Genomic DNA, 23,158 nt, shown 5'->3' with positions numbered 1-23,158 from the left:
AATGAGTTCATTGCTGGAATTCAAAAATATCAGCTACTGGTATAAACATGAAAATAAAAAACACGATATCTTGAAAAATATTAATGTGAGTTTTGAAAAAGGGAATTTTTACAGCATAATTGGGCCGTCCGGATCCGGGAAAACGACATTCCTGGCACTGGCCAGTGCCCTCGATGTTCCGAAAGAGGGGGAAGTGCTGTACGAAGGAAAGGACATCCGAAAGATCGGACTGACGCGGTTCCGGAACAAATATGTCTCGATTGTCTTTCAATCTTATAATCTTCTTCCCTATATGACAGCCCTGCAGAATGTATTGACGGCGATGGAGATTACAGGGTCTTCTGCGAAAAACAAAAAGGCAATTGCTTTGGAAATGCTGCAGCGGGTTGGGATTTCTGAAATCCAGGCCCGGCAAAAAGTGCTTACATTAAGCGGGGGCCAGCAGCAGCGTGTGTCCATTGCCAGAGCTTTGTGCTGTGACGCCGAGCTGATTGTGGCGGACGAGCCGACCGGCAACCTGGATGAAGATACCGCCAGGGAGATTGTCGGGCTTTTGCGGGCGCTGGCCCATGAAGAAGGGAAATGCGTGATCGTGGTTACGCATGACCCCGACATTGCGAGAGATTCGGATGTGGTTGTGAAGCTTTCGAAAGGGGGTATTACGGTTACATTGAATGAATCCGAGCTGGTTTCGAATTGAAGAAGGTGCCTTTTCCTGAGGGAAGAGGCACCTTTTTTGAATGGCACTGCAATAAGCAGCTGGACGGAAAGGTTATATAGCTAACCTTGCTCTCTAAAGTCAAACTCCCATTCTCAACGCATAATTCTATTTTATAGTGGCACAATGAGAGAAAAGTCCGGAGAGCTGAAAATGAAAAAACAAAGTATTTATTTTAGAAAGCATCTTCCATTTAAAGTGCAATCTTCAGCAGAGGAAGATTCACATAAGGAAAAAAACATTGATCCTGATTTGGATAAAACAGTCCAAAAGTTAAAATCGATCTATTCCATTCCGGATAATATGGATGTAAAAGTCCGTACCTTTCATATTGGCGGATTAAACAGGAAAGCCGCCATTTTTTATATAAGCACCATTTCGGATACGAAGATTATTGAGGAGCACGTCCTCCAGCCTTTACTTTTAAATAATGGTTCTTCTAAAGAAATTAAGGATATTGTTTCTGCACAATCATTAACTGCTGTGGAAGAAATTGGAGATGTCTTAAAGGAGTTAAACACAGGAAATACAGCACTTTTGGTAGAGGGTGATCAGAAAGCATATATTATCAGTTCCAATAATTTTCAGGGCAGAGGTATTGATAAAGCTGAAAATGAAGTTGTGATAAAAGGGCCAAAGGAAGCCTTTAATGAAAAAGCAGGCACAAACATTTCATTAATCCGAAAGAAAATAAAGAATGAAAATCTGATAGTGGAAACGACCACAATCTCCAAGCGATCGAATAACGAACTTTTTATCGTCTATATAAAAGATCTGGCAAATGAAAATTTGCTCCACACGATTAAAGAAAGAGTAAATTCACTTGATGTGGATGCTATACAGAATCTCTCCATTTTAGAAGAATATCTCGAAGAAAGCCATATAACCCTTTTTCCGACGATTTTGTATACAGAAAGGCCGGATCGTGCCGCTTCATTTTTAGAAGACGGCTATATTGTTTTATTAATGGATAATTCACCGGCTTCTTTAATTTTACCGGCTACATTCTGGTCCTTTTTTCATACCTCTGAAGACCGCTATTTACGTTTTATATACGGGAATTTCACAAGGGCATTGCGTATACTTGCCGTATTTATTACGTTATTTATTTCTTCCATATACATTTCGATAACCAATTACCATGTTGAGATGATACCGGCTGATTTGTTGCTGGCCATTTCGGCGACAAGAGAAATCGTGCCTTTCCCTTCTGTTGTGGAAGTCCTGCTTATGGAAATTGCTTTTGAACTGATTCGGGAAGCCGGCTTGCGGGTGCCCAGCCCCATTGGTCCAACCATTGGAATCGTAGGTGCTTTAATTTTAGGGCAAGCCGCCGTCCAGGCAAATATAGTCAGCCCTCTTGTGGTCATTGTGGTTGCCCTGGGAGGCTTAAGTTCATTTGCGATTGGAGATATAAGTATGAACTTTGCCATCCGTTTAATTAGATTCTTTTTTATTTTTTCAGCTGCTTCCTTCGGATTTTATGGGATGACAGCCGCATTTTCAGTTGGGCTGTTTTATATGGTTTCTATTAAATCCTTTGGTGTTCCTTACTTAGCACCGATGACACCTGCCTATACATCATCCAAGGATACGGTTTTTAGGAGGCTGATACAAAAGGAGATATTTAGGCCAGGGTACTTAAAGCCGGATGACTTACAGAAAAAATCAGGAGAATGATTATGGAGAAAATAGAGGGAAAAATAGGCGGAAGGGAATTTATCGCAATCATTATCCTGACTGTTGGGACAAAACTGGCTGACGATACCCCTGCCATTTTATATGAAAGATTAGGGAATGCAGCCTGGATGGCACCAATAATAATGGGAATGATATGGATCATCCCTCTCTATCTTCTGATAAAAGTCATTTCGCTGTATGAAGGCAAAAGCTTAGTCGAGATCATTAAAAAATTGTTTGGAAAATACATGGGATTTATCATTCTGTTTTTATTATGGGGCATTCAATCCTATGCGATTATTATTGACACAGCGATTTATACAGACATAATCGGAACTATGTATTTTACGAAAACACCCGCACTTATTATTTATGTCCTATTAATGGCTGTATCCGTGTATGGAGCAAAAAAGGGACTGGAGCATATTGGATCATTCGCCTGGACTGTATTGCTCTGGATCAAAATCTCCGCTTTCGCTGCGTTGATCATGATTTATATCCAAGGGGAAATCCATTTTATATGTCCTATTTTTGGACCAGGCAAATGGGAGATTATGAAGGAGAGTACAGCAAATTCCTCTCTTTTTGCAGACTTTGTATATTTCAGTCTGATTGCTCCCTTAATAAAAAGTTCAAAGGACTATAGAAAATGGAAACGGCTGGGATTTATTTTTGTTATTTTAGAGCTTACCTTTGCCCTGTTTGGCTTTGTGCTGGTATTTGATTATATCGCTGTAAAAATGATGAATTATCCTTTTCATGAAGCCATTCGGTATATTCAATTCGGGTTTCTGACCAATGTAGAGATGTTTATCTTCCCTTTCTGGCTGCTGTCCACTTTTGTTCGCTTTGCCGTTTATTTGTATCTTTGTGCCTTGCTGTTTGGAGGCCTTTTCAACATTAAGCAATTTGAATATATCATCCCGACACTGGCGACGTTATTTGTTTTCATTGGGATGATACCGGAAACCCCAACTTTTACGATCTTTAATCTAAGGCAGAATTTCCTCCACCTTATTACTCCATTCTTTTTAGGGCTGCCCTTTGTATTATGGATTACGGCAAAACTAAGAGGGGAATTCAAGAAATGAAGAAATACGGGCATTTATGTAAATATCTCTGTTTATTGGTGATGATTTTCCTGTTAAGCGGCTGCTGGGATCAAATCAGTATAGACAAAAGAGCCTATGTGGTTGCCGTGGGCCTGGATAAGGGGGAAAAAGAGGATGAAATTAAAATAACTTATCTCATTTCAAACCCTGAATTATCCAAACAACAGGGAGGATCTGATGAACCCCCGCGGGAAATCTTATCCTTTCAAACAAGTGACATCATCACATCAAAGAACCTGGCAAACACTACTATTGCGAAAGATATAGTCTATGATCTATTGAGTGTTATGATCGTCTCTGAAGATTTCGCTAAAAGCGGGGATTTTATCAGATGGATGTATGATGCCACAAAAGACAGGGAGATTAAACGAAACATTCCATTGATCGTAACCAAAGAAGAAGCCAGTAAGTTTATAAATGAAAATGACCCTAAATTGGAAACCAGAATTCATAAATACTTTAATTTAATATTAGAACACGGGATCCAAACCGGTTTTATACCCGATTCAGATCTGCATAGATTTTTTAGGATTGCTGAAGCGGATGCTAATCTCTTCCTGGCTATATACGGTTCTGCTGAGGAAGAAAAAGAGGGGAAGCAGAAGGAGCAATTTTTTGCAGGGGGACTTCAAACCGAAGGACAAACAAATAAAACCCAATTTATAGGGGCAGCTGTTTTTAAAGAAGGAAGAATGATTGGACGGCTTACAGGTGAAGAAACGCGGCTTTCAGGCCTTTTAAATGATACGATAGTCAAGGCGGACATTTTAACTTCTTTTCCTGACCCTTTTGACGAAAGATACCGGATTGCAGCAAGAATTATGCAGAAAGAAGCGAATGAAGTAAAAATGAATCTGAAACATGGAGTACCGTCCATTGATGTGGCGGTCCCGCTTTATATGGAAATATTGTCCGATCATAGTATGGTTAACTATGCTAAACATAGAGGGAAGAGAACCCAGTTAAAACAATATATTGAGGAAAGAATCACACAAAAAATGAATGATCTCGTTGCTAAAACACAAGAAGAATTTAAAGGAGAACCATTCGGCTGGTCGCTGAGTGCCAGAAGACACTTCTCAACGGTCCCGGAATACGAAAAGTTCGACTGGATGAAATCTTATCCCAATATGAAGGTTAATGTTGCTGTAAAAATTAAATTTGGTGAATTTGGCAGACAAAGTGAATTGCCAAGTTTAGAGCAAGTGAGGGATTAAAATTGAATGCATTGGCGTGGGGAATCATGATCGTGGTTTTTATGTATACAGCTGGTTTTGCGTTTAAACTTTGGCAAAATAAGAATAAGGCTGGTTCCATTGCCGTGTTCACTTTAGCGCTGGCCATAGCCGTAACTCCTTTTTTTTCAATATTAAACTCAGGTTAGATGATCTCCTGAAAATAAGGTGCCTGGCCTAAAGGAAACTTTGGGCCGGCACCTTATTTGTGGCATTAAATTATTCATACAATCCGCCCGTATACATTCTGGTCAGATTCACAATCACGTCATCCATCTGATACTTTTCCTTATTCATCACCAGCTCCCACATGAACATCTCATTGGAATAAAACCAGCCTCTAGCGGTAAGAGCAGGATCAAGGTGCTCTTTGGCAAGCCTTTGCGCCTGTGCGTAGCGGATATCGACGGAAATGCGCTCGATGAAGCGTTCGCGGATTCCGTACCATTTTTCTTCAATCTCAGGTGAGACGCCGATTGCCTCTTTTACGACCTTCATCATGTCCCGCTCGTCCAAAGCCAGCTGCAGGAACAGCCTGACCTGCTTCTTTATATTTTCATAGGCCTCTTCTTTGGCCTGCGGCTTGAAGGGCATCTCGGCCACTTCGTAAAACTGGTTCATGAGGTCTTCCATTAAGGTAATAAAAAGCTCATCTTTATTTTTAAAATAGACGTACGCCGTGCCGTAGCCTGTTTTTGCTTTTTTGATCACTTGTGAGATGGTTGCTTTTTGGAAACCGTTCTCGAGAAAAACTTCTTTTCCGGCCTGGAGAAGCTTTTGGCGTGTTTTCAGGGCCTGCTGCTGCCTTGCCGGCAATTGATCGATCGGGTTCTTCATTTATTTCATTCCTTCGTTCATTTTCTGATAACTATACTGACATTATATCATTGACATAGTGTCAATCAAACCATATAATTTTCGTAAATAATAAATATTCTGAAAGGTTGGAAATCTATGGATTTTACAAGAGAGTATGCAATCGGACTGGATGCCGGGAATGACCTGTCCTACCGGGAAGAGTTTTATATAAAAGAAGATGGAATTTATTTGGATGGCAATTCACTTGGACTGCTTTCAAAGCGTGCGGAAAAGTCACTCCTCGACCTGGTGGATTCCTGGAAGCACCATGCCATTGACGGCTGGACAGAAGGGGACAATCCCTGGTTTTATCTATCTGAAAAACTCGGAAATGAATTGGCTCCTATAGTAGGGGCAAATCCGGAGGAAGTGGTTGTAAGCGGTTCCACGACCGTTAACCTGCACCAGCTTGTCTCGACTTTTTATAAGCCGGAAGGAAAAAGAACGAAGATATTGGCAGATGAACTGAATTTTCCAAGCGATATTTATGCGCTGCAAAGCCAGGTGAAACTGAAGGGCTATCATCCTGATGAGCATCTTGTCCAGGTGAAAAGCGCTGATGGCCACACCTTGAGGGAAGAAGACATTGTCGCGGCGATGACAGATGAAATCGCGCTGATTGTCCTGCCGGGTGTTTTATACCGCAGCGGTCAGGTGCTGGATATGGAGTATTTGACTGCAGAAGCGCATAAACGCGGGATTGAGATTGGCTTTGATCTATGCCATTCAGTTGGATCTGTCCCGCATTCTCTCAGTGATTGGGATGTGGATTTCGCGTTCTGGTGCAACTATAAGCATCTGAATGGAGGACCGGGCTCAACGGGCGGATTGTTTGTGAACAAGCGCCAATTTGGCCAGGTGCCGGGACTTGCCGGCTGGTTCAGCTCCCGGAAGGATAAGCAGTTTGATATGGAACATGTGCTGACAGCAGCAGAGGATGCAGGCGCATATCAGATTGGAACTCCGAATATCTTTAGCATGGCGCCAATTATTGGATCACTCAGCATGTTTAATGAAGCTGGCATGGAAAGGATCCGTGAAAAATCTCTTAAACTGACTGGCTATATGATTGAGCTGATTCAGCATGAACTTGATGGCCACGGATTTATCCTGCGCAACCCGCTTGATGAAAAGAAGCGCGGCGGCCATATTTATCTGGAGCACCCGGAAGCAGCAAGAATCTGCAAGGCGCTGAAGGCTGAGGGAGTCATCCCGGATTTCCGCGCGCCAAATGGAATCCGCCTGGCGCCGGTTGCGCTTTACAATACGTTTGAAGATGTCTGGAAAACAGTTCAGATCCTTAAAGGTATTATGGAAGAGGAAAAATATAAGCAATTCGAAAATAAGCGGGGCGTGGTAGCATGATGAAAAAAGGATGGATCGATATTTCTCAGCCGCTGACTAACAGCATCGCTCACTGGCCCGGAGATACGCCATTCAGCTATGAAACGGCTTTTACAAAAGAGCAAACCGGCTCTGTCAATATCGGGAGAATTACGACCAGTCTGCATACCGGCACCCATGTCGATGCACCGTTCCATTTTAATGACGAAGGCGAAAAGATTTTGGGCCTGGACATCGAGCTGTATATCGGGCCTGCGCGGGTAATTGATGTATCTGCCTATGAAACGGTGGATTCGGAAGTTCTGAAAGGATTTGATCTTGAAGGAGTAGAACGTGTCCTCCTTAGGACCGCGGTTCCGAATAATTCGGAAGTGTTTCCGAATCGGATCCCTGAACTGACAGCGGATATGGCGGATTACCTCGGCAGTAAAGGCGTGCGCCTGCTCGGAGTGGATGTGCCATCCGTCGATGCCCTCGACAGCAAAGAGATGGAAACACACCATGCGTTATATCGAAATGGCATCCATATTCTGGAAAATATCATGCTGGATGAGATAGAAGAAGGAAATTACGAACTAATTGCCCTGCCGCTCCCGATACAAGACGGAGATGGCAGCCCTGTGCGGGCTGTTATTCGGCCGATTTAAGCGCGGGAACGACCAAATCTCGCATTTACCGGCCAATATGGAAGGTTTAACGCCCGAACAGGCGGCCAATGCTAAATTTCTGCCTTGCTGGAACCGCATCAGCCAGCAGAAATAGCTTTTACCGGCCGATTTGAATGAAATACCGGCCAAACTGCGGGATTTACCGGCCAAATGTAGTTCGGCCGCAAGCCGAAGCAGGTATATCGGCTAAAAAAATAACATATCGGTCAAAAAAATAATTTATCGGTCAATCACATAACAATATCGGTCAGATTTTCAATTTATCGGTCACTTTCCAGATATATCGGTCAGTCACTGATATACCGGGCCTCAGAACCAGACCGAATCGAGAACGACAAGAACCAATTCCAAGGGGGAACTCACATGAGCAACGAAAAACACCAGGACGTAAACGCGACAACCTCTGAAAAGAGCATCCATACAGATTTCACGAACAACATGACATACGGCGAATACCTGCAGCTCGACAAAATCCTATCCGCGCAAAACAGGCTTTCCGGACATCATGATGAGATGCTGTTCATCGTCATTCACCAGGTGAGCGAGCTGTGGATGAAGCTGATTCTTCATGAAATGGGTGCAGCCATCGAATCGATTGAAAACAATGATTTATCTACAGCACAGAAGCGGTTGGCGCGCGTTTCGAAGACTCAATCGCAAATTATTCAGGCATGGGATGTGCTGTCCACATTGACGCCGTCCGAGTATATGGAGTTCCGCGATTCGCTTGGCCAGGCATCTGGCTTCCAATCCTACCAGTATCGTATGGTAGAATTTGCGTTAGGCTACAAAACCGAGCATGTTCTGAAAATCTACCAAAAAGATCCTGAGCTGCATACGAAGTTAACGGAAGCGTTCGAAAAGCCGGGCTTATACGATGTAGCCATCCGCGCGCTTCACAAAGCAGGCCTGCCAGTTGATGAAGACATTCTGAATAGAGATGTAACCAGAACATATAAAGAAAATGATTCGGTCCGCGCAGCCTGGATGACGGTGTATAAAAATCCTGAAAAGTACTGGGAGTTATACGAGCTTGCGGAAAAACTTGTGGATATTGAAGATTGGCTGCAGCAGTGGCGCTTCCGCCATATGAAAACGGTGGAAAGAATCATCGGCTTTAAGATGGGAACAGGCGGTTCATCAGGTGTCGGCTATTTGAAAAAAGTATTGGATCAGCGCTTCTTCCCTGAACTTTGGGATATCCGCACAGAGCTGTAATCTAGGATTTAAAGGGGATTGGGGCCCGAAAGCCTTCTTGAATCGGGCCTTGCATAAAAATAGAGAACAGGGGGGTACTATGAGTACAAAACGAGAGCAATGGTCTTCTAAATTTGGCTTTATCATGTCTTCGGCCGGTGCCGCGATTGGCCTGGGAGCGATCTGGAAGTTCCCGTATGTGGCCGGAACGAGCGGCGGGGGCGCCTTTTTGCTGATGTTTATCGCGTTTACGATTTTGATCGGTCTACCGATGCTCATTTCAGAGTTTATTATCGGGCGCGGGGCACAGAAGGAAGCGGTGTCTGCCTATTATAAATTGGCTCCAAACAGTCCGTGGACCATTACCGGCAAGCTTGGCGTTGTCGGCTGCTTCCTGCTGCTGAGTTTTTATTCGGTTGTTGGGGGCTGGGTGCTGATTTATACAGTCCTGTCGATTGGCGGCCAAATCATTACGCCAGGTGCAGCCTATCCGGAACTGTTTGGCATGATTACATCCACGCCAAGCTGGACACTATTGGGACTGGCAGCTTTTCTGCTTATTAACATTGTGGTCATCACATTCGGAATTCAGAATGGGATTGAAGCTGCAAGCAAATATATGATGCCGCTATTATTCATCTTTTTTATCGTGCTTGTGGTACGTGCACTGACACTGGATGGAGCGATGGAAGGAGTCAAGTTCTTCCTGAACCCGGACTTCAGCAAAATCACAGGGGAATCGGCCCTTTATGCATTGGGACAGTCGTTCTTTGCACTGGCAGTCGGCTTCTCGTGCATGGTCACTTACAGCTCGTATCTGGATAAAAAAGTAAGCATCCCAAATTCAGCGGGCTCTGTTGTCATCATGAACATTATTATCTCTGTTTTGGCAGGATTGGCGATTTTCCCGGTTGTGTTTGCGTTCGGATTTGAACCGGCTGAAGGCCCGGGGCTTCTGTTCATGGTCCTGCCGGCCGTCTTTTCACAGATCCCATTAGGGGAAATGTTCCTGGCGATCTTCCTGCTGCTTTTCTTATTTGCCACTTTGACATCATCGTTCAGCATGCTGGAAATCATCGTCTCTGCATTCATCGAAAACGGAAAGCATTCCCGGAAAAAAATCTCCTGGATCTCCGGTATTGTCATGTTCGCCGCCGGGATTCCTGCTGCGCTTTCGTTCAGCTTGCTTGGGGACTTCACCATTTTCGGAAAAAATATATTTGATGCAACCGACTACCTGGTCAGCAACATCCTGCTTCCTCTCGGCTGCCTGCTGATTGCCCTGTTTATTTCTATAAGAATGGACAAACAGCTTGTAAAAGAGGAGTTTCTGCTTGGCAGCGATATTTCCCCTGGCATGTACACAGCGTGGAACATCCTGATGAAAGTATTGGTTCCTGTTACGATTGTTGTTGTGTTTATCAGCACATCCGGAATTTTTTAAAAAGAAGCGCCAATTTCGGCGCTTTTTTTCGTGATAAAAAAATCAAATTAAAGGTTTATGGGCAAATTAATAAGGGTATATAAACTTTGGGGTCTGGAAGCATGATGATATCTTCCATATTTAAGAGAAGGACTTTTCGAGATAAAAACGAAAGTGTATAGTATATAAAACAAAGGGGCGTATGCTTAAAATGGAAGCAACTTACAAGGATACCAAGGATATAGCAGGGTTTATTGTCGCAAATCGTGAGAATTTTCAGCAAAAATTATTATCTGAGGCTGTGAATGTAGCCTCTAAAATCAATGAAATCCTCCAGAGAGGCAATATCGATCTTTTAAAAAATGCCGAGAAAATGGCTTTATATGTAGCCGAAAATAAAGAAGAAGAGCTGATTGCTTTTGCCAGACAGGAAGGCGTTGCCTGGGCGGAGCATTCTCTGACGCTGTCATTTAAGCTGGAATGGGTACAGGCGATCCGGCGCACTTTGTGGTACTTTTTATACCAGTTTGACAAAATCAAAGGGCAGCAGACCGTAGGTGATGACTTCTATAATATGGAAAAGGAAGTCAATGATCATGTTGACCAATTTTTAAATAACTTCTTCATCAGCTACTCTGATTATAAAGATGAAATGCTTAAATCACAGCGCAAACTGGTTGAGCATTTGTCGGTGCCGATTATTCCGGTCAGCACTTCTGTCGCTGTACTGCCGCTGATTGGGATGATTGATTCTTACCGGATTCAGACGATTGAAGAGAAAGTTCTGATGGATATCTCATCCATTAAGATCCAGACCTTAATAATGGATCTTTCCGGAATAGCCGATATGGAAATTGACGTTATTGTTCACTTCAAAAAGATCCTGAGCGGCATCAAAATGATGGGCTGCGATGCGGTCCTTACAGGGCTGCGTGCTGAACTTGTCCGAAAAATGATCCATGCCGGCGTAACATTCGAAAATCAGGCGGAAACAAAGGGAACATTACAGCAGACATTAAGAGAATATCTAGTGATTGAATCGAAATAAGTATTACATATCACAATGCCTGGTGCTGTCCAATTTGGATGGCGGCAGGCATTTTTTAGCGGAGGAATCCAGCATGAAAAATTTTGATGAAATACTCAACATCCATACAAGCGACGACCAGAAAGGATTCCATAAATCATTCCACTACCACCGCTACGAGCCCACTCCATATCAGGGTCTGGAAAAACTGTTCAGCGAATACGGGCTTAAAAGCAGTGACCGCCTGGTGGATTTCGGCTGCGGCAAAGGCCGGCTGCCATTTTATATTCACCATACATTTCGGGCATCCGCTGCCGGTGTGGAGATGAGTGAAGACTTTTACCGTGAGGCACTGGAAAATCTGCTGACTTACAAAGGGGAAAAAGACAGAATCAGTTTTCAGTGCATCCTGGCTCAGGAGTATGAAATAACACCGCAGGACAGCCATTTTTACTTTTTCAATCCGTTTTCGGTGCAGATTTTCATGAAAGTCGTCAACAGCATCCTGCGCTCGGCCGAAGAGAAACCGCGTACAATGGACATCATTTTATATTACCCTTCAGAAGATTATATTTTTTATCTGGAAAACAGCACCCCATTTGAATTGATAAAAGAGGTGGTCCTCGAGGGCAATGAAAATGAGCGTTTTTTGGTCTATCGGTTTAATCAAACGTTTGATTAAAAAACCTCCCAGCCATATTGGGAGGAGGAATTCCTTTTATCGAACTGGCCTTGATTCCGGTTCTCTTTCATATTCACGGCTCGCTTTAAAGAGGAGACCCAGATTGATCAATCCGGCAATTCCCACTAAACCATAGACTATTCTTGATAAAACTGCATCCTGTCCCCCGAATAAGCTGGCAACTAAATCAAATTGGAAAAATCCAATCAGCCCCCAATTGATGGCTCCGATGATCGTCAGTACAAGTGCAATGCGCTGGAAACCGCTCATGTTCATGTCCTCCTCGCGTTAATTAATTTTCCAGGGTGCCGCATCGGGACAACCGTCCCAGCCTTAGCCCCGATGCTTTTCCTGCTGTCTACTAGGAGATTACCCGGATAATGGAGGGGCAAACAATATTCAGAGAATTGGAGATGAAGGAAAATGAAAAGGGTGCCCCATTCAGGGCACCCTTTCACATGTCTAGCGCAAGCATCCTGCCCTCTCAAGCTGTCAGTGGCGGACAAGGCGCTGGCGTTTTTCTGCTTACTTCGCACTCAATCGTCTAATGCGCTCATCCAAATCCGGATGTGTCGAGAACAGGGAAGCTTTGCTTCTGTTATTAATTTTCAAAGTAGAGATCGCTGTCTGTTCTTCACCCTTAACGCGGCTGGAGTAGGCCTTCAGCATCTGCAGGGCATGTGTCATTTTGTCTTTGCCGGCAAGGTCAGCTCCTCCAAGGTCCGCATGGAACTCGCGGTGGCGGGAGTAGGCGAAGACCACAAGGCTTCCAAGGATTGAAAAGGCGATTTGGAACACGATTACGGCAATAAAATGTACAATCGGTGCCATTTCTTCTCTGACAAAACGGGATGCCACCCAGGCTGCGATTCGAGCAAGGAAGACAACGAATGTGTTGACAACCCCCTGGAGAAGGGTCATGGTGACCATGTCTCCGTTCGCAATGTGTGCAACCTCATGGGCGATGACGCCTTCAATGGCATCGTCGTCCATTTCCTGGAGCAATCCAGTTGAAACCGCTACAAGAGAGCGTTTTTTCGAAGGGCCTGTTGCAAAAGCATTTACTTCAGGGGAATGATAAATTCCCACTTCAGGCATATGTGTTAAGCCTGCTGATCTTGAAAGGCGGTGAACTTTTTCCACGATGTCGCGTTCAGTTGCTGAAAGGGCACCATTCGGATCCAGCACCTGGACATTCATCATTCTCTTGGCCATCCAGCGGGACATCCACAGGGAAATGAAGGAGCCCGTGAAACCTATCACGGCACTGACCACAAGCAATGCGCCGAAATCAATGCCGCCCTGGGCATTGATGTAATTTCCTCCGCCAATCAGCGAGAAAATAATACTGATCGTCAATAGAACAAGCACGTTCGTCAATAAAAAGTAAAAAATACGTTTACCCATTTCCTCACCCTTTAATCTATTTTTGAGTTCATATGAACTTGTCTTCTGACTATATAATATAATTTTTCAAGTGAAATGACAAGTAAAAACTAGGCGGTAACGAAATAGACGTTGACTGTGATCATTGAAAGCATTAGGATGAAAGCATCGAAAAGAGAACGCAGGGGCTGATTATATTGGAATTATTCCAGCTATCGAGGAAAAGCATGGCTGATTTCCTTCTGTCGCTGAAGGGGGAAGGAGGGCATTCGCCCAAACAAATCCTCCAGCAGGCATGGGCGGGTGCTCATGAAAAAAATGGAATGTCAACCGAAGCTTTTCTGGATACCAAAATGCCGGCTATATTCGAAAAATTGCTGCGTGCAGATCTGCAGAAAATCGGCTTTTCCCTCAATGAAATCGTCGCACTGGGAAACCAGATTGAATTTACCCATCTATCTTCGACTGCCGTGCAAAACTGGGTGAAGCGGGATGTGAAGGACCTGATTGGCAGTCCGCAGCTCGGCAAGAAATATTCGGCCGACCAGGCTGCCATGCTTTTTATCGTGGAGGATCTGAAAGCAACGCTTGATTTCGATTCGATCCGAAAAATTCTTGCTCTACTTTTTAATGATCTGGATGACCGCACAGACGATCTGATAGAGCCGATCCCTTTTTATTCTGCTTACGCGGCTATTTTTGAAAAAGCCCATCAGCACAATAGTGCCGGAAAAAGCATGCACGATCAGACAGAGCAATGCATCAAAAAAGAAGCATTGAAAACATTGGAGAGTTTTCAGGATTTTACTGATCAGCAGAAAGACATCGTCTCCAATATTCTTGTTACGGCATCATTGACGGTTTTATCGGCCTACTACAAGTCGCTGACAAAGAAATATGTAACGGCTACCTTATTTTTAAATGGGTAAGTCCGTAAAGCATCGCCAATAAGAGGCGATGTTTTTTTATGCCCATATTTACCAATCAGCATATATTGCGTGCCGTTGTGAATGGTACGGGAGATTTAACGATCGAAAAAGACCGCTTCCGTTTTAAGCCGTGCATTGAGATTTATGCTGAGCCCATAAACCCGGAGGCCTTAACGGACGATGCCGTTAAGGCTTTTTTCTTGTACACTGAAAATAAAGCATTGACCGTGTGGTGCACCCCACAGTTTAAGATAAATGGGAGGAAGCGATGTACAAGATTAGCGAGTTTGCGGAAATGACCGGGTTAACGAAGGAAACATTGCGATATTACGCAGAAGTGAAGCTGCTGGAGCCCGCTCTCATAGACTCAAAAAACAATTACCGGTATTACGATGACGGCAGCTACTTTTTGGCTATCCTGTTAATAAAACTAAGAAGATTAGGCTTCACCATTCAGGAAATGATTTCAGTGATGGAGGATGAATCATTCGCCAATCTTGAAGCATTGCTGCTGCAAAAAAGAAAGCTGATCGAGAAGCAGATGGAGGAGCTTCAAGGTCAAATAGATGAAATCGATGCCTTTTTGGATTCGGGGAAGGAGGAAGAATTGTGATTCAATGGAAAGAAGAAATCATGATTGAAAGAAATATTGAAAAGGTCTGGATCTTGTTTTCCGACCAGCACATAAAGAAAATCATGCCCAAGGTCGAAGAGCACACCCTGATCGAAAAAAGGGAAGATGAAGCAGGGGCAAAGCACAGGCAAACCTACAGAGAAGGCAAGCGCCTGGAGACTTATATTGTCGAAACACTGGCTTATGAGAACTCAGAGGATAAAAAGCATAAGCAGATCCATTTTGTATTGGGAAAAGCCTTTGAAATTACACTTGCATTTACGCTGGTCAAAATAGATGACTCCCGCACCAGGTTTATTTATGAAGGGGAAAATAAAGGGGTAAACTTCGTTGGAAGGGCCATGCTGAAGCTTGGCGGCGATAAAAACAACCTGAAAGTGGTAGAGGAATTCCTGCAGAAGGTTCGCGAGGAAGCAATGAAGATGGAATAGCCTATGCTGACGCAGTCTCTAAAGGAGACTGCGTTTTCATTTAATTTTTCCTGCTGTATGGCGATAAAGCTAATGTAAGATATAATCGATAGTATTATGAAAATAAGGGGCTACAAGGTGAATTCTTACGGAAAAGAACAGCAAAAACAAATCAATAAAGTGCTCGAATATATTGATGGCCATTTAAGTGAGCCGCTTCCGCTTGAAAAGCTTGCGGCAGTATCGACATATTCCGTTTATCATTTTCAGCGGACATTTAAAGGAATTGCAGGTGAAACGCCTGCTGAGTATATCAAAAGGCTGCGCCTAGAGGATGCGGCCCACTATTTAATTTACGAACGCCATATTCCAATCACACAAGTTGCGATGATGTGCGGTTTTTCATCTTTATCCTATTTTACATACTCATTCCGGGAAAATTTTAAAACGAGTCCAAAGCAATGGAGGGAGGGTGCTTATTTAGAGCTTTTTCCAAGGGAGTATTATGATAGCAAGAAATCTAAACTTTATAGCAAGATTCAGAAAGAAGGATCTCATTCAAACACCTATAATGATTTTAGATGGCTGGACCTGGCAAAAGTGAAGACCATTGAGCTGCCGGCTTGCACAATCGTAAAGAGGCAAAGCATCGGCCCGTATACACAGGGGATTCCGGATGTGTGGGAAGAAATCTATCATTGGTCCAAATCGAGAGGGCTCCTGAATCTGAATACGATGATAGCGGGTGTCCCGAGGAATAATCCGTATATTACGCCTCCTGAAAAAAGCCGGTATGACTGCTGCATCGGGGTTGATGAAAGTGCGGTCATAGATCAGGATGACGAGCTTGTTTATCAATTTGCAGGCGGAAAGCATGTTGTTTATGAATTTGAAGAGCCTCTTCCTTACAGTGAAAGAAGCACGTTCATTGAATGCTACTCGGAGCTCTACAGCTATTGGCTTCCAAGAAGCGGATACAGATATCTCGGAAATCCGGTTGAATTCGTACAGCTGGATGAAGAATCAGGCTCACTTTCTCTTAATTGCCGAGTTAAAGCTATTGCGCTGGCCATCGAACCAAAATAGAAAAGGTGTGTGGAGAAGTAGTGGTGGATTGGAATTCAGTGAATATTTTAGCTGTCTTGATTGGCGGGGTTTTATATATGATGTATGGGGGAATCTACTATTCTTCATTATTGGGGAAGAAATCACGAAGCAATGAAATTAAGGACCACCAAAGTGAAGGCCCTTTTAAATATTTGATTTCTGTCATTATTGCGTTTATCAGTTCTTTTTTCATCGGTATCCTTGTACAATCGATTGAAATCGGAAGCTGGATAGAAGGTCTGGCACTGGGCTTTATGATCGGCCTCTTAATTTCCATGGTTTATCTGAAAAATAGGCTTTTCGGTTTGATGAGCCAAAAGGCATTTCTGATTGCCATTGGAGATCATCTTATTATTTTCACCCTGCTGGGTGCCTTACATGGGGTATTAAATTAACATCGCCGGTTTCAGCCGGCGATGTTTCTTTCAGTTAAAGTGCTTTATACTTCCCGCCTCATCGCTTTAAGCACATCCACCTGTGTCGCGCGCTTGGCCGGACGCCAGCCGGAGAAGATGGTGACAGTCAGGCAAATCGCCACACTGATCAGAGTAAGGGACCATGGAATGTAAGAAAGCATAAGGCCCTCAGGCGGAGCTTCCTCAAATACTCTTTCCAGCACGAGCGGAAGTGCCAGGTTGACCGCATAGCTGATTCCATAAGCAACAATCGTGCCAATCAGGGCACCAAGCAGTCCGATATAGCTGCTTTCAAGGACAAAGATCCGCTTAATCGTCTTCGGATGGGCGCCGATCGCTTTCATGATGCCGATATCGGGGGCGCGCTCCGTAACGGCCATCGTCATTGTATTATAAATGCCGATGGAAGCAATGATTAAAGCGATGGTTCCGATGAAGAGAAGGCCGATTTTTAGAATCGTAAAAACCATATTAATCTGCTTCATCTCGTTTACGATGGAATAAACCATATAATTGCCGTCTTTCAATTTGTCATTGATACCTGTGACAGCCTCGACATCTTTAGCGTAAAGGCTGACTCTATCGTATATTCGGCCGGTATCCTCGGAAGCTCCTTCCACTTGCTCGGGACTGCCGCCAGGTGTGCCGGTGAAAGCTTCGACTTCTTTAAAGGTGTCTTCAGAAATGAAGACCGTGCGGATCTGCATCCATTCTTTAGAAGGCTTTTTTGTGACCCCGGTTATGGTCAGGGGAATGGACTTTTTGATTTCCTTGCCATCCTCCATTTTGATAATTTCCATTTCAATCGTCTTTCCGACTAACTCACCCTTGTAGGCGTATTCTTCCTTTATCGTTCCATCCTCATTAAAGGCATTCTCTCCTTCTTTCGGCTCTAGAGACAGACCATCCGCAAAGGAGGAGCCAACCACTACTTCATTTCCTTTTTCCGGGAGTCTTCCTTCAGAAAGCTCGAATCCTGCTTTCACTTCTTCAGGGAAATAGGCCGAAACGGCTTCTGATTGAGCGGTATAATCCTCTGTTTTAAAGATCGGGCTTTGCTGCAGAGATTGCCTGCGGGTGACTGCTTTTACCCCGGTGATTTCTTGAAAATGCTGGATATCTTCATCTTTGATGCCCTGAAAATTTCCTTCGCCCGCTTCCTTGCCGTGAACCTGAACTTCCGTCACAAGGCTGTCTTCCATTACATCCTGGATGATCGATTTATGGAGGCCGAATCCGACTGATGCCAGTACAATCAGAAAGGTACATCCAATCGCTGTGGCTAATATCGTCATAAACAGCCTTGTTTTATTCTTTTTCATATTTTGCCTTACAAATCGGAATTGATCTTTTAAATTCATGCCAATACACCCTCCATAACCCTTCCATCTGTGATTTCAATTGTCTTATGGCCGATGGCTGCCACTTTTTCGTCGTGCGTAATAATCAGGAACGTAATGCCCAGATCACGGTTCAGCTCTTGAATGAACTGGAGCAGCTCGTTTTCTGTTTCGCTGTCCAGGCTGCCAGTCGGTTCATCAGCAAGAATGAGGGGAGGATTCACGACAAGCGCCCGGGCGATGCTGACACGCTGCTGCTGTCCGCCGGAAAGCTCACTTGGATAATGATCCTTATATTCAATGAGTCCTACACGCTTTAACGTCTCTTCCGTCTTCTGCTGTCTTTCCTTTTCGGGCATCCCCTTGAGAATGAGAGGGAGCTCGACATTCTGGTAAGCCGTCATGCTCGGAATCAGCTGAAAGCTCTGGAAAATGAATCCGAGATTCGCCAGGCGGAAATCAGCGAATTTTCCTTCGTTATAATCACTGACCTTCTCGCCATGAATCCAGACCTCACCATGCTTCGGCTTAATGAAACCGCTGATGATATTCAAAAGGGTCGACTTCCCGGATCCGCTCCTGCCCACAATTGTGACAATCTCGCCTTTCTCCACTGAAAAAGAAACACCCTCCAATACCGGAATAACCGTCTTCTTTTCTTTTTTGCCAATCTCAAACGCATGGCTTAATTCTCTAACTTCTATCACGCAATAACCTTCCTTCTAAAAAAGTGTCTGCCATCTAGACGTACGAAAGGGCACTTTCGGCTTCAAAAAATAATAAAATAATTTTTGGTGACAGGCACCACCCGAATTTTGTCGAATCATTTTTTGTGGGTTTGAATATTTTGAATTTTATAAGAGATAGAGCTACTATGAGTAGTAGTGACACTGTAAAAAAGGAGGAAATGCTATTGGAGCAGACACTTATTAAAGCTGATGATTATGTAACATTATGGGGAAGTATTGTGGTGTGGGCCTCGGCAAGCATCTATCTGGAGCAGCGTTACAGCTGGGCAGCAAAAATTTCAGGGGCGATTGTTGCCCTGATTGGCGCCATTATTCTATCCAATACCGGCATTATTCCAACTGCATCGCCAGTATATGATGCAGTCTGGACTTTTATCATTCCGCTTGCGATCCCATTGCTTCTTTTTCATGTGAAGATTAAAAAAATCTGGCAGGAAAGCGGCCGGCTGCTGATTATCTTTCTGATCAGCTCCATTGGAACAGTGGCAGGGGTGATCATCAGTTTCTTTTTACTGAAAGATCATATACCTGTCCTTGATAAACTAGGCGCGATGCTCAGCGCATCCTATATTGGCGGCGGGGTAAATTTCGCGGCCATGGCGGCAAAATTCGAGACGCCTGGAGAAATGGTTTCCGCCGCAGTTGTCGCCGATAATTTAATGATGGCCATTTACTTCGTAGTTCTTATGATGGTACCGGCCATTGGCTTTTTCCGGCGCCGTTTTAAAACGCCGCATGTTGACCAGGTGGAAAACGGAAGTATAGGAGAAGAGGGGAAGACACTTGCCGAGAGCTTTTGGAAGCGAAAGGACATCTCTTTAAAGGATATCGCGTTATCCGTCGGAACAGCCTTTTTGCTTGTGATTGTTTCGTTTAAAATCGCTGAATTCCTGGACGCAGCCATTCCTTCCGGGGATGACGTTTCTTTCTTTATCAATCTCGTAAATGGGCTGTTTGGAGACAAGTATTTGATGCTGACTACTCTGACGTTCCTGGGTTTGGCTATGTTTCCGAGATACTTCGAGTCTATTAACGGAAGCCAGGAAATCGGCACATTCCTGATTTACCTGTTCTTTGTCGTGATCGGCATCCCGGCATCGATCCCGCTGATTATCGAAAATGCCCCGCTTCTGCTGGTGTTTGTGTTCATTATAGTCGCAGTGAACCTGACTGTATCTTTAACAGCAGGCAAACTACTAAAATATGACCTCGAGGAAATTCTTTTGGCCAGCAATGCCAATGTCGGCGGCCCGACCACCGCTGCAGCCATGGCCATCGCCAAAGGCTGGAAGGATTTGATCGGACCGATACTTGTTGTCGGAACGCTGGGCTATATTATCGGCAACTACGTCGGAACCGCTCTCGGACTGTGGTTTTCGGGGTTTATGTAAAAATGGAGGAGGGCCCGCAAAACTTATTGCGGGTTTTTATGCTGAATTAAACATTGGGATTTGGGAAGCAGGGATGTTGAATCATGATTTGAGAAGAGGGATGTGAAATATATTACTAAAAAGATAAATGATTAATTCTGAATAAAATTTCCGTAATCAATAACTGTGAGGATCTGTTCTTTGGAGAATGCCAAATTTGCCTTCTTAAAGTCATTCGGTATTATCCCGTGGCTTATAAATTTATTTTGCAGCTGCAGGATTTGATTATTAAATCGGTTATTATCAGGTACTTTATTAGGGATTTTTTTCATTATAATCCAGCCATTTCCGTATTGTATGACTGGGCAAAGATGTTTTTTTATGTCAGGAGGACTATGAGTGAAAATTTCACATTCAGTTTTATTACACTTAAGGCCAAGATCTGAAAGGGCAACCTTTAACACATAATTTTTCCCCATATCATAGACAATTCTGGTATATCCTTTTCCCAGAAATCTATACCGTAACCGCAAAGTCCTTTTTGCCATAGTGACCTTTGAATAATTCCCCTTATTTTCCCATTTTTTCATGCTTGATATCCAGGAATTAATAGAATGAAGTTCGCTGGGAGTCAGGAGATTTGGATTAGCAGTATTTTTCCTTGGAGACATAATTTCCACATCCATTCCCATACAATTTTTACACGATATTATATTTAAATAGGGATTAGTTTGTCCGTACTTATAACTATCTTTTTGTAAAAAAGAATTCCAGCCCGCGGCTTATTTATCTATCCCTTTTTAGATATATCGGTCATTTGATCGGCCAGGGCTCCAGCTCCCTCTCCTCCAAATTCCACCTTACTTCAAGAAAAATCCAAAGAAATTTTTTACGATTTGTACTATAATAATAGCTGGTTTATTTTTTAGAGTAACGAAATAATAGAAAGCGGTGTTGATACCTTGGATAAACGGTTTGGTACCGTAACAATATTTTCTTCAGTTCAATGGCTATTTTTTATTTTTGCAAATACAGTGATGGTCCCGATCTCGGTTGGAACAGTGTTTGGGCTGCCGGGAGAAACGATTGCGATGATGCTGAGAGCCTCGCTTATCTTTACGGGATTGGCGACCATTTTTCAAGGCTGGAAAGGACATCGCTATCCGCTCATGGAAGGCCATTCCGGCTTGCTGTGGGGAGTCATCTTAAACCTTGGCCTGTCGGCGTCGTCCCTTGGCATGAGCTATACGGAAATCGGGGGAGGAATTGCGACAGGTGTACTCCTGGCATCTGCTGTCACGCTCATTCTCGCAGCCTTCAACGGCATCTCTCTGCTAAAATCGATATTCAGCCCGATGGTGATGTCCGTTTACCTGTTCCTATTAACCTTCCAGCTGATTTTCATCTTTTTCAAAGGCATGATGAAGGTCAGTGAACATGGCACCATTGATGTTCCCATCTCCCTTTATTCCTTTGCACTTGTTATTTTTGTGAGTCTATTAAAATTAAAAGGGAACGCCGTCATCAGCAATTTTTCTATTTTAATTGGGTTGCTGGCAGGCTGGATCGGCTATGATCTCCTATTTACAGGTGAAGCGGTGCAGGGGGGAGCGTCCGGAGATGTGAGCTTTACACTTTTTCCGCTGGGACAGCCTAACCTTGAAATCGGTATTGTGGCAGTCACCTTTTTTGCCAGTCTGATGAATCTGAGCAATACAGTCGCTTCGATCAGCTCCAGTGACCGTCTATTTAAAAAAGATTCCGGGAAGCGCGAGTACCGCGGATCGATTTTTATCACCGCAGTATTTACGGTGATTGGAAGCGGGTTTGGCCTGGTGCCATATACGCCATTTACCTCATCGATCGGATTCCTTCAGAGTACGCGAATATTGATGAGAACACCATTCTTCATTGGCGGCGCGCTGTTGACTGTCATTGGCCTGATTCCGCACCTGGGTTCATGGCTGGCCGGCATGCCGGTAACAGTCGGGAACGCCGTGCTGTTTGTCGCGTACCTGCAGCTGTTCGGGACTGCTTTCAACAGCTTAAGTGGAAAAGTGTTCAACTCAGACACAATCTTCCGTTTAGCCGCACCCGTCCTGATCGGCATCAGCTTGATGAATACACCCGCTGCGGTGTTCGCAGAATTGCCGGTTTTGATTCAGCCATTCTTATCCAACGGGCTTCTAATGGGCGTCCTGATCTCCATTCTTCTTGAGAAAATGGTGAACTGGTCTGCGTTCGAACAGCTGGAATTGAAGAATAACTAGAAAAATCCCCTGTGAAGGGGATTTTTTAATAGATGGATGATACATCGGCAGGCAGGCTGCGGACATGCTTTAAAAATGCAGTTACACGCTTATCATCTTCATATGGGTACTCGAAGCCCAGCTTTTCTGCGACCTCGAATGCCGCTTTTCTGAAAAGGGAGCACATGGTAAAAAGGGCTTCCCATATGTGATTAAAATCGGCGTTTGAATAGGTGGATTCGAACTCCTCCCATACCTCGGCAGGAAGAAAATTGGGCAGATACTTGCCGGCTTTGCCAGCGCTCTTTGTAAAATCGGCTGCGATGCCGGCCTTCCATTCGAGCATTGTAATCAGCACATTGCGGTTGATCTGCTCATGCATAAACATCGCGTAAGTCAGCTCCCTGCGCCAAAGCCCTTTGCTGATATTCATTGTGATCCACCAAAATTCATTGCAGAGATCCGCAAACTCCTGAGCATCCGGCTTCTTAATGAGATAATCCCGGTCACTGGCTGGCGGCATGTATCTAATCAGCCCATCCTTATCAAGAAGCAGCACACTCAGACTATCGGGCTCCAGCAGCTCCTCTATCTTTTCAGCTGGAATCAACGTCAGATCAATAC

The 23,158-nt window shown here is 44.1% G+C and carries 24 protein-coding genes; 18 read left to right on the top strand and 6 right to left on the bottom strand.

Features of this window, described 5'->3' with window-relative positions; all coding sequences use genetic code 11:
• Position 1 precedes the first annotated feature (1 nt).
• The 5 genes from ACEQ1T_RS13610 to ACEQ1T_RS13590 all read left to right on the top strand — a co-directional run bounded on the left by ACEQ1T_RS13610 (position 2) and on the right by ACEQ1T_RS13590 (position 4,894).
• A complete protein-coding gene (locus tag ACEQ1T_RS13610; protein ID WP_206841224.1) occupies positions 2–700 on the top strand; it encodes an ABC transporter ATP-binding protein in 699 nt (232 codons plus the stop codon).
• Positions 701–871: 171 nt separating this feature from the next.
• Positions 872–2,398 (top strand): spore germination protein, encoded by a 1,527-nt coding sequence (locus tag ACEQ1T_RS13605; RefSeq protein ID WP_370223355.1) that lies wholly within the window; start codon positions 872–874, stop codon positions 2,396–2,398.
• Between the two features lie 2 nt (positions 2,399–2,400).
• A complete protein-coding gene (locus ACEQ1T_RS13600; RefSeq protein WP_370223353.1) occupies positions 2,401–3,489 on the top strand; it encodes a GerAB/ArcD/ProY family transporter in 1,089 nt (362 codons plus the stop codon).
• Entirely contained in the window at positions 3,486–4,727 is a 1,242-nt protein-coding gene (locus ACEQ1T_RS13595) for a Ger(x)C family spore germination protein (RefSeq protein WP_206841230.1), read from the top strand. The genes ACEQ1T_RS13600 and ACEQ1T_RS13595 overlap by 4 nt, the downstream gene beginning before the upstream one ends.
• A gap of 2 nt (positions 4,728–4,729) precedes the next feature.
• On the top strand, positions 4,730–4,894 hold the full coding sequence (locus ACEQ1T_RS13590) for a hypothetical protein (protein ID WP_206841232.1): 165 nt from the start codon (positions 4,730–4,732) through the stop codon (positions 4,892–4,894).
• A gap of 70 nt (positions 4,895–4,964) precedes the next feature.
• Here ACEQ1T_RS13590 and ACEQ1T_RS13585 read toward each other — a convergent pair whose 3' ends face one another.
• Positions 4,965–5,582, bottom strand: a complete 618-nt coding sequence (locus ACEQ1T_RS13585; RefSeq protein ID WP_206841235.1) for a TetR/AcrR family transcriptional regulator — start codon at positions 5,580–5,582, stop codon at positions 4,965–4,967.
• A 117-nt stretch (positions 5,583–5,699) separates the two neighbouring features.
• Here ACEQ1T_RS13585 and kynU point away from each other — a divergent pair, with 117 nt between their 5' ends.
• The 6 genes from kynU to ACEQ1T_RS13555 all read left to right on the top strand — a co-directional run bounded on the left by kynU (position 5,700) and on the right by ACEQ1T_RS13555 (position 11,944).
• Complete coding sequence (gene kynU, locus ACEQ1T_RS13580) at positions 5,700–6,968, top strand: kynureninase (RefSeq protein WP_206841239.1); 1,269 nt, start codon at positions 5,700–5,702, stop codon at positions 6,966–6,968.
• Positions 6,965–7,594 (top strand): arylformamidase, encoded by a 630-nt coding sequence (gene kynB, locus ACEQ1T_RS13575; protein WP_206841255.1) that lies wholly within the window; start codon positions 6,965–6,967, stop codon positions 7,592–7,594. The genes kynU and kynB overlap by 4 nt, the downstream gene beginning before the upstream one ends.
• 384 nt (positions 7,595–7,978) lie before the next feature.
• Positions 7,979–8,833 (top strand): tryptophan 2,3-dioxygenase, encoded by an 855-nt coding sequence (gene kynA / locus ACEQ1T_RS13570; protein ID WP_370223351.1) that lies wholly within the window; start codon positions 7,979–7,981, stop codon positions 8,831–8,833.
• Positions 8,834–8,912: 79 nt separating this feature from the next.
• Positions 8,913–10,256 carry a sodium-dependent transporter gene (locus ACEQ1T_RS13565; protein WP_206841258.1) on the top strand — a complete coding sequence of 448 codons (1,344 nt, stop codon included), beginning with the start codon at positions 8,913–8,915 and terminating at the stop codon, positions 10,254–10,256.
• A 190-nt stretch (positions 10,257–10,446) separates the two neighbouring features.
• The gene (locus ACEQ1T_RS13560) at positions 10,447–11,283 is read left to right on the top strand and encodes an STAS domain-containing protein (protein WP_206841261.1); all 837 of its coding nucleotides are present in this window, start codon (positions 10,447–10,449) and stop codon (positions 11,281–11,283) included.
• Between the two features lie 73 nt (positions 11,284–11,356).
• Positions 11,357–11,944 carry an SAM-dependent methyltransferase gene (locus ACEQ1T_RS13555; protein WP_206841275.1) on the top strand — a complete coding sequence of 196 codons (588 nt, stop codon included), beginning with the start codon at positions 11,357–11,359 and terminating at the stop codon, positions 11,942–11,944.
• Positions 11,945–11,980: 36 nt separating this feature from the next.
• On the opposite strand, the gene ACEQ1T_RS13550 is transcribed toward ACEQ1T_RS13555, so the two are convergent.
• Positions 11,981–12,214 carry a DUF378 domain-containing protein gene (locus tag ACEQ1T_RS13550; protein WP_206841279.1) on the bottom strand — a complete coding sequence of 78 codons (234 nt, stop codon included), beginning with the start codon at positions 12,212–12,214 and terminating at the stop codon, positions 11,981–11,983.
• Positions 12,215–12,469: 255 nt separating this feature from the next.
• Complete coding sequence (gene htpX / locus ACEQ1T_RS13545; protein WP_206841282.1) at positions 12,470–13,351, bottom strand: protease HtpX; 882 nt, start codon at positions 13,349–13,351, stop codon at positions 12,470–12,472.
• Between the two features lie 176 nt (positions 13,352–13,527).
• On the opposite strand from htpX, the gene ACEQ1T_RS13540 reads away from it, so the two are divergent.
• From ACEQ1T_RS13540 to ACEQ1T_RS13520, 5 genes are all read left to right on the top strand, one after another.
• Complete coding sequence (locus ACEQ1T_RS13540) at positions 13,528–14,259, top strand: DUF1836 domain-containing protein (protein ID WP_206841285.1); 732 nt, start codon at positions 13,528–13,530, stop codon at positions 14,257–14,259.
• Between the two features lie 268 nt (positions 14,260–14,527).
• Positions 14,528–14,872, top strand: a complete 345-nt coding sequence (locus tag ACEQ1T_RS13535; RefSeq protein WP_370223349.1) for a MerR family transcriptional regulator — start codon at positions 14,528–14,530, stop codon at positions 14,870–14,872.
• Positions 14,869–15,324 (top strand): SRPBCC family protein, encoded by a 456-nt coding sequence (locus ACEQ1T_RS13530; protein WP_206841293.1) that lies wholly within the window; start codon positions 14,869–14,871, stop codon positions 15,322–15,324. The genes ACEQ1T_RS13535 and ACEQ1T_RS13530 overlap by 4 nt, the downstream gene beginning before the upstream one ends.
• Before the next feature lie 117 nt (positions 15,325–15,441).
• Entirely contained in the window at positions 15,442–16,389 is a 948-nt protein-coding gene (locus ACEQ1T_RS13525; RefSeq protein ID WP_370223348.1) for a GyrI-like domain-containing protein, read from the top strand.
• A 23-nt stretch (positions 16,390–16,412) separates the two neighbouring features.
• On the top strand, positions 16,413–16,805 hold the full coding sequence (locus tag ACEQ1T_RS13520; protein ID WP_370223347.1) for a DUF1761 domain-containing protein: 393 nt from the start codon (positions 16,413–16,415) through the stop codon (positions 16,803–16,805).
• A gap of 44 nt (positions 16,806–16,849) precedes the next feature.
• Here ACEQ1T_RS13520 and ACEQ1T_RS13515 read toward each other — a convergent pair whose 3' ends face one another.
• Together ACEQ1T_RS13515 and ACEQ1T_RS13510 are read right to left on the bottom strand one after the other, a co-directional pair.
• Positions 16,850–18,187 carry an ABC transporter permease gene (locus ACEQ1T_RS13515; RefSeq protein WP_370223346.1) on the bottom strand — a complete coding sequence of 446 codons (1,338 nt, stop codon included), beginning with the start codon at positions 18,185–18,187 and terminating at the stop codon, positions 16,850–16,852.
• The gene (locus ACEQ1T_RS13510) at positions 18,184–18,873 is read right to left on the bottom strand and encodes an ABC transporter ATP-binding protein (RefSeq protein WP_206841318.1); all 690 of its coding nucleotides are present in this window, start codon (positions 18,871–18,873) and stop codon (positions 18,184–18,186) included. Before ACEQ1T_RS13510 ends, ACEQ1T_RS13515 begins: the two co-directional genes overlap by 4 nt.
• Before the next feature lie 206 nt (positions 18,874–19,079).
• On the opposite strand from ACEQ1T_RS13510, the gene ACEQ1T_RS13505 reads away from it, so the two are divergent.
• Together ACEQ1T_RS13505 and ACEQ1T_RS13500 are read left to right on the top strand one after the other, a co-directional pair.
• Positions 19,080–20,306 carry a DUF819 domain-containing protein gene (locus ACEQ1T_RS13505; protein WP_206841321.1) on the top strand — a complete coding sequence of 409 codons (1,227 nt, stop codon included), beginning with the start codon at positions 19,080–19,082 and terminating at the stop codon, positions 20,304–20,306.
• Between the two features lie 941 nt (positions 20,307–21,247).
• On the top strand, positions 21,248–22,555 hold the full coding sequence (locus tag ACEQ1T_RS13500) for a uracil/xanthine transporter (RefSeq protein ID WP_370223344.1): 1,308 nt from the start codon (positions 21,248–21,250) through the stop codon (positions 22,553–22,555).
• A 25-nt stretch (positions 22,556–22,580) separates the two neighbouring features.
• Here ACEQ1T_RS13500 and ACEQ1T_RS13495 read toward each other — a convergent pair.
• Positions 22,581–23,158 (bottom strand): aminoglycoside 6-adenylyltransferase (locus tag ACEQ1T_RS13495; protein WP_370223342.1); only part of this gene is annotated, 578 nt, incomplete at its 5' end.

This window comes from Cytobacillus sp., assembly GCF_964223445.1.
Taxonomy (GTDB): Bacteria; Bacillota; Bacilli; order Bacillales; family Cytobacillaceae; genus Cytobacillus.
Note: the sequence above shows the minus strand (reverse complement) of the source record. Positions and strands in the feature narration are given on the sequence as shown.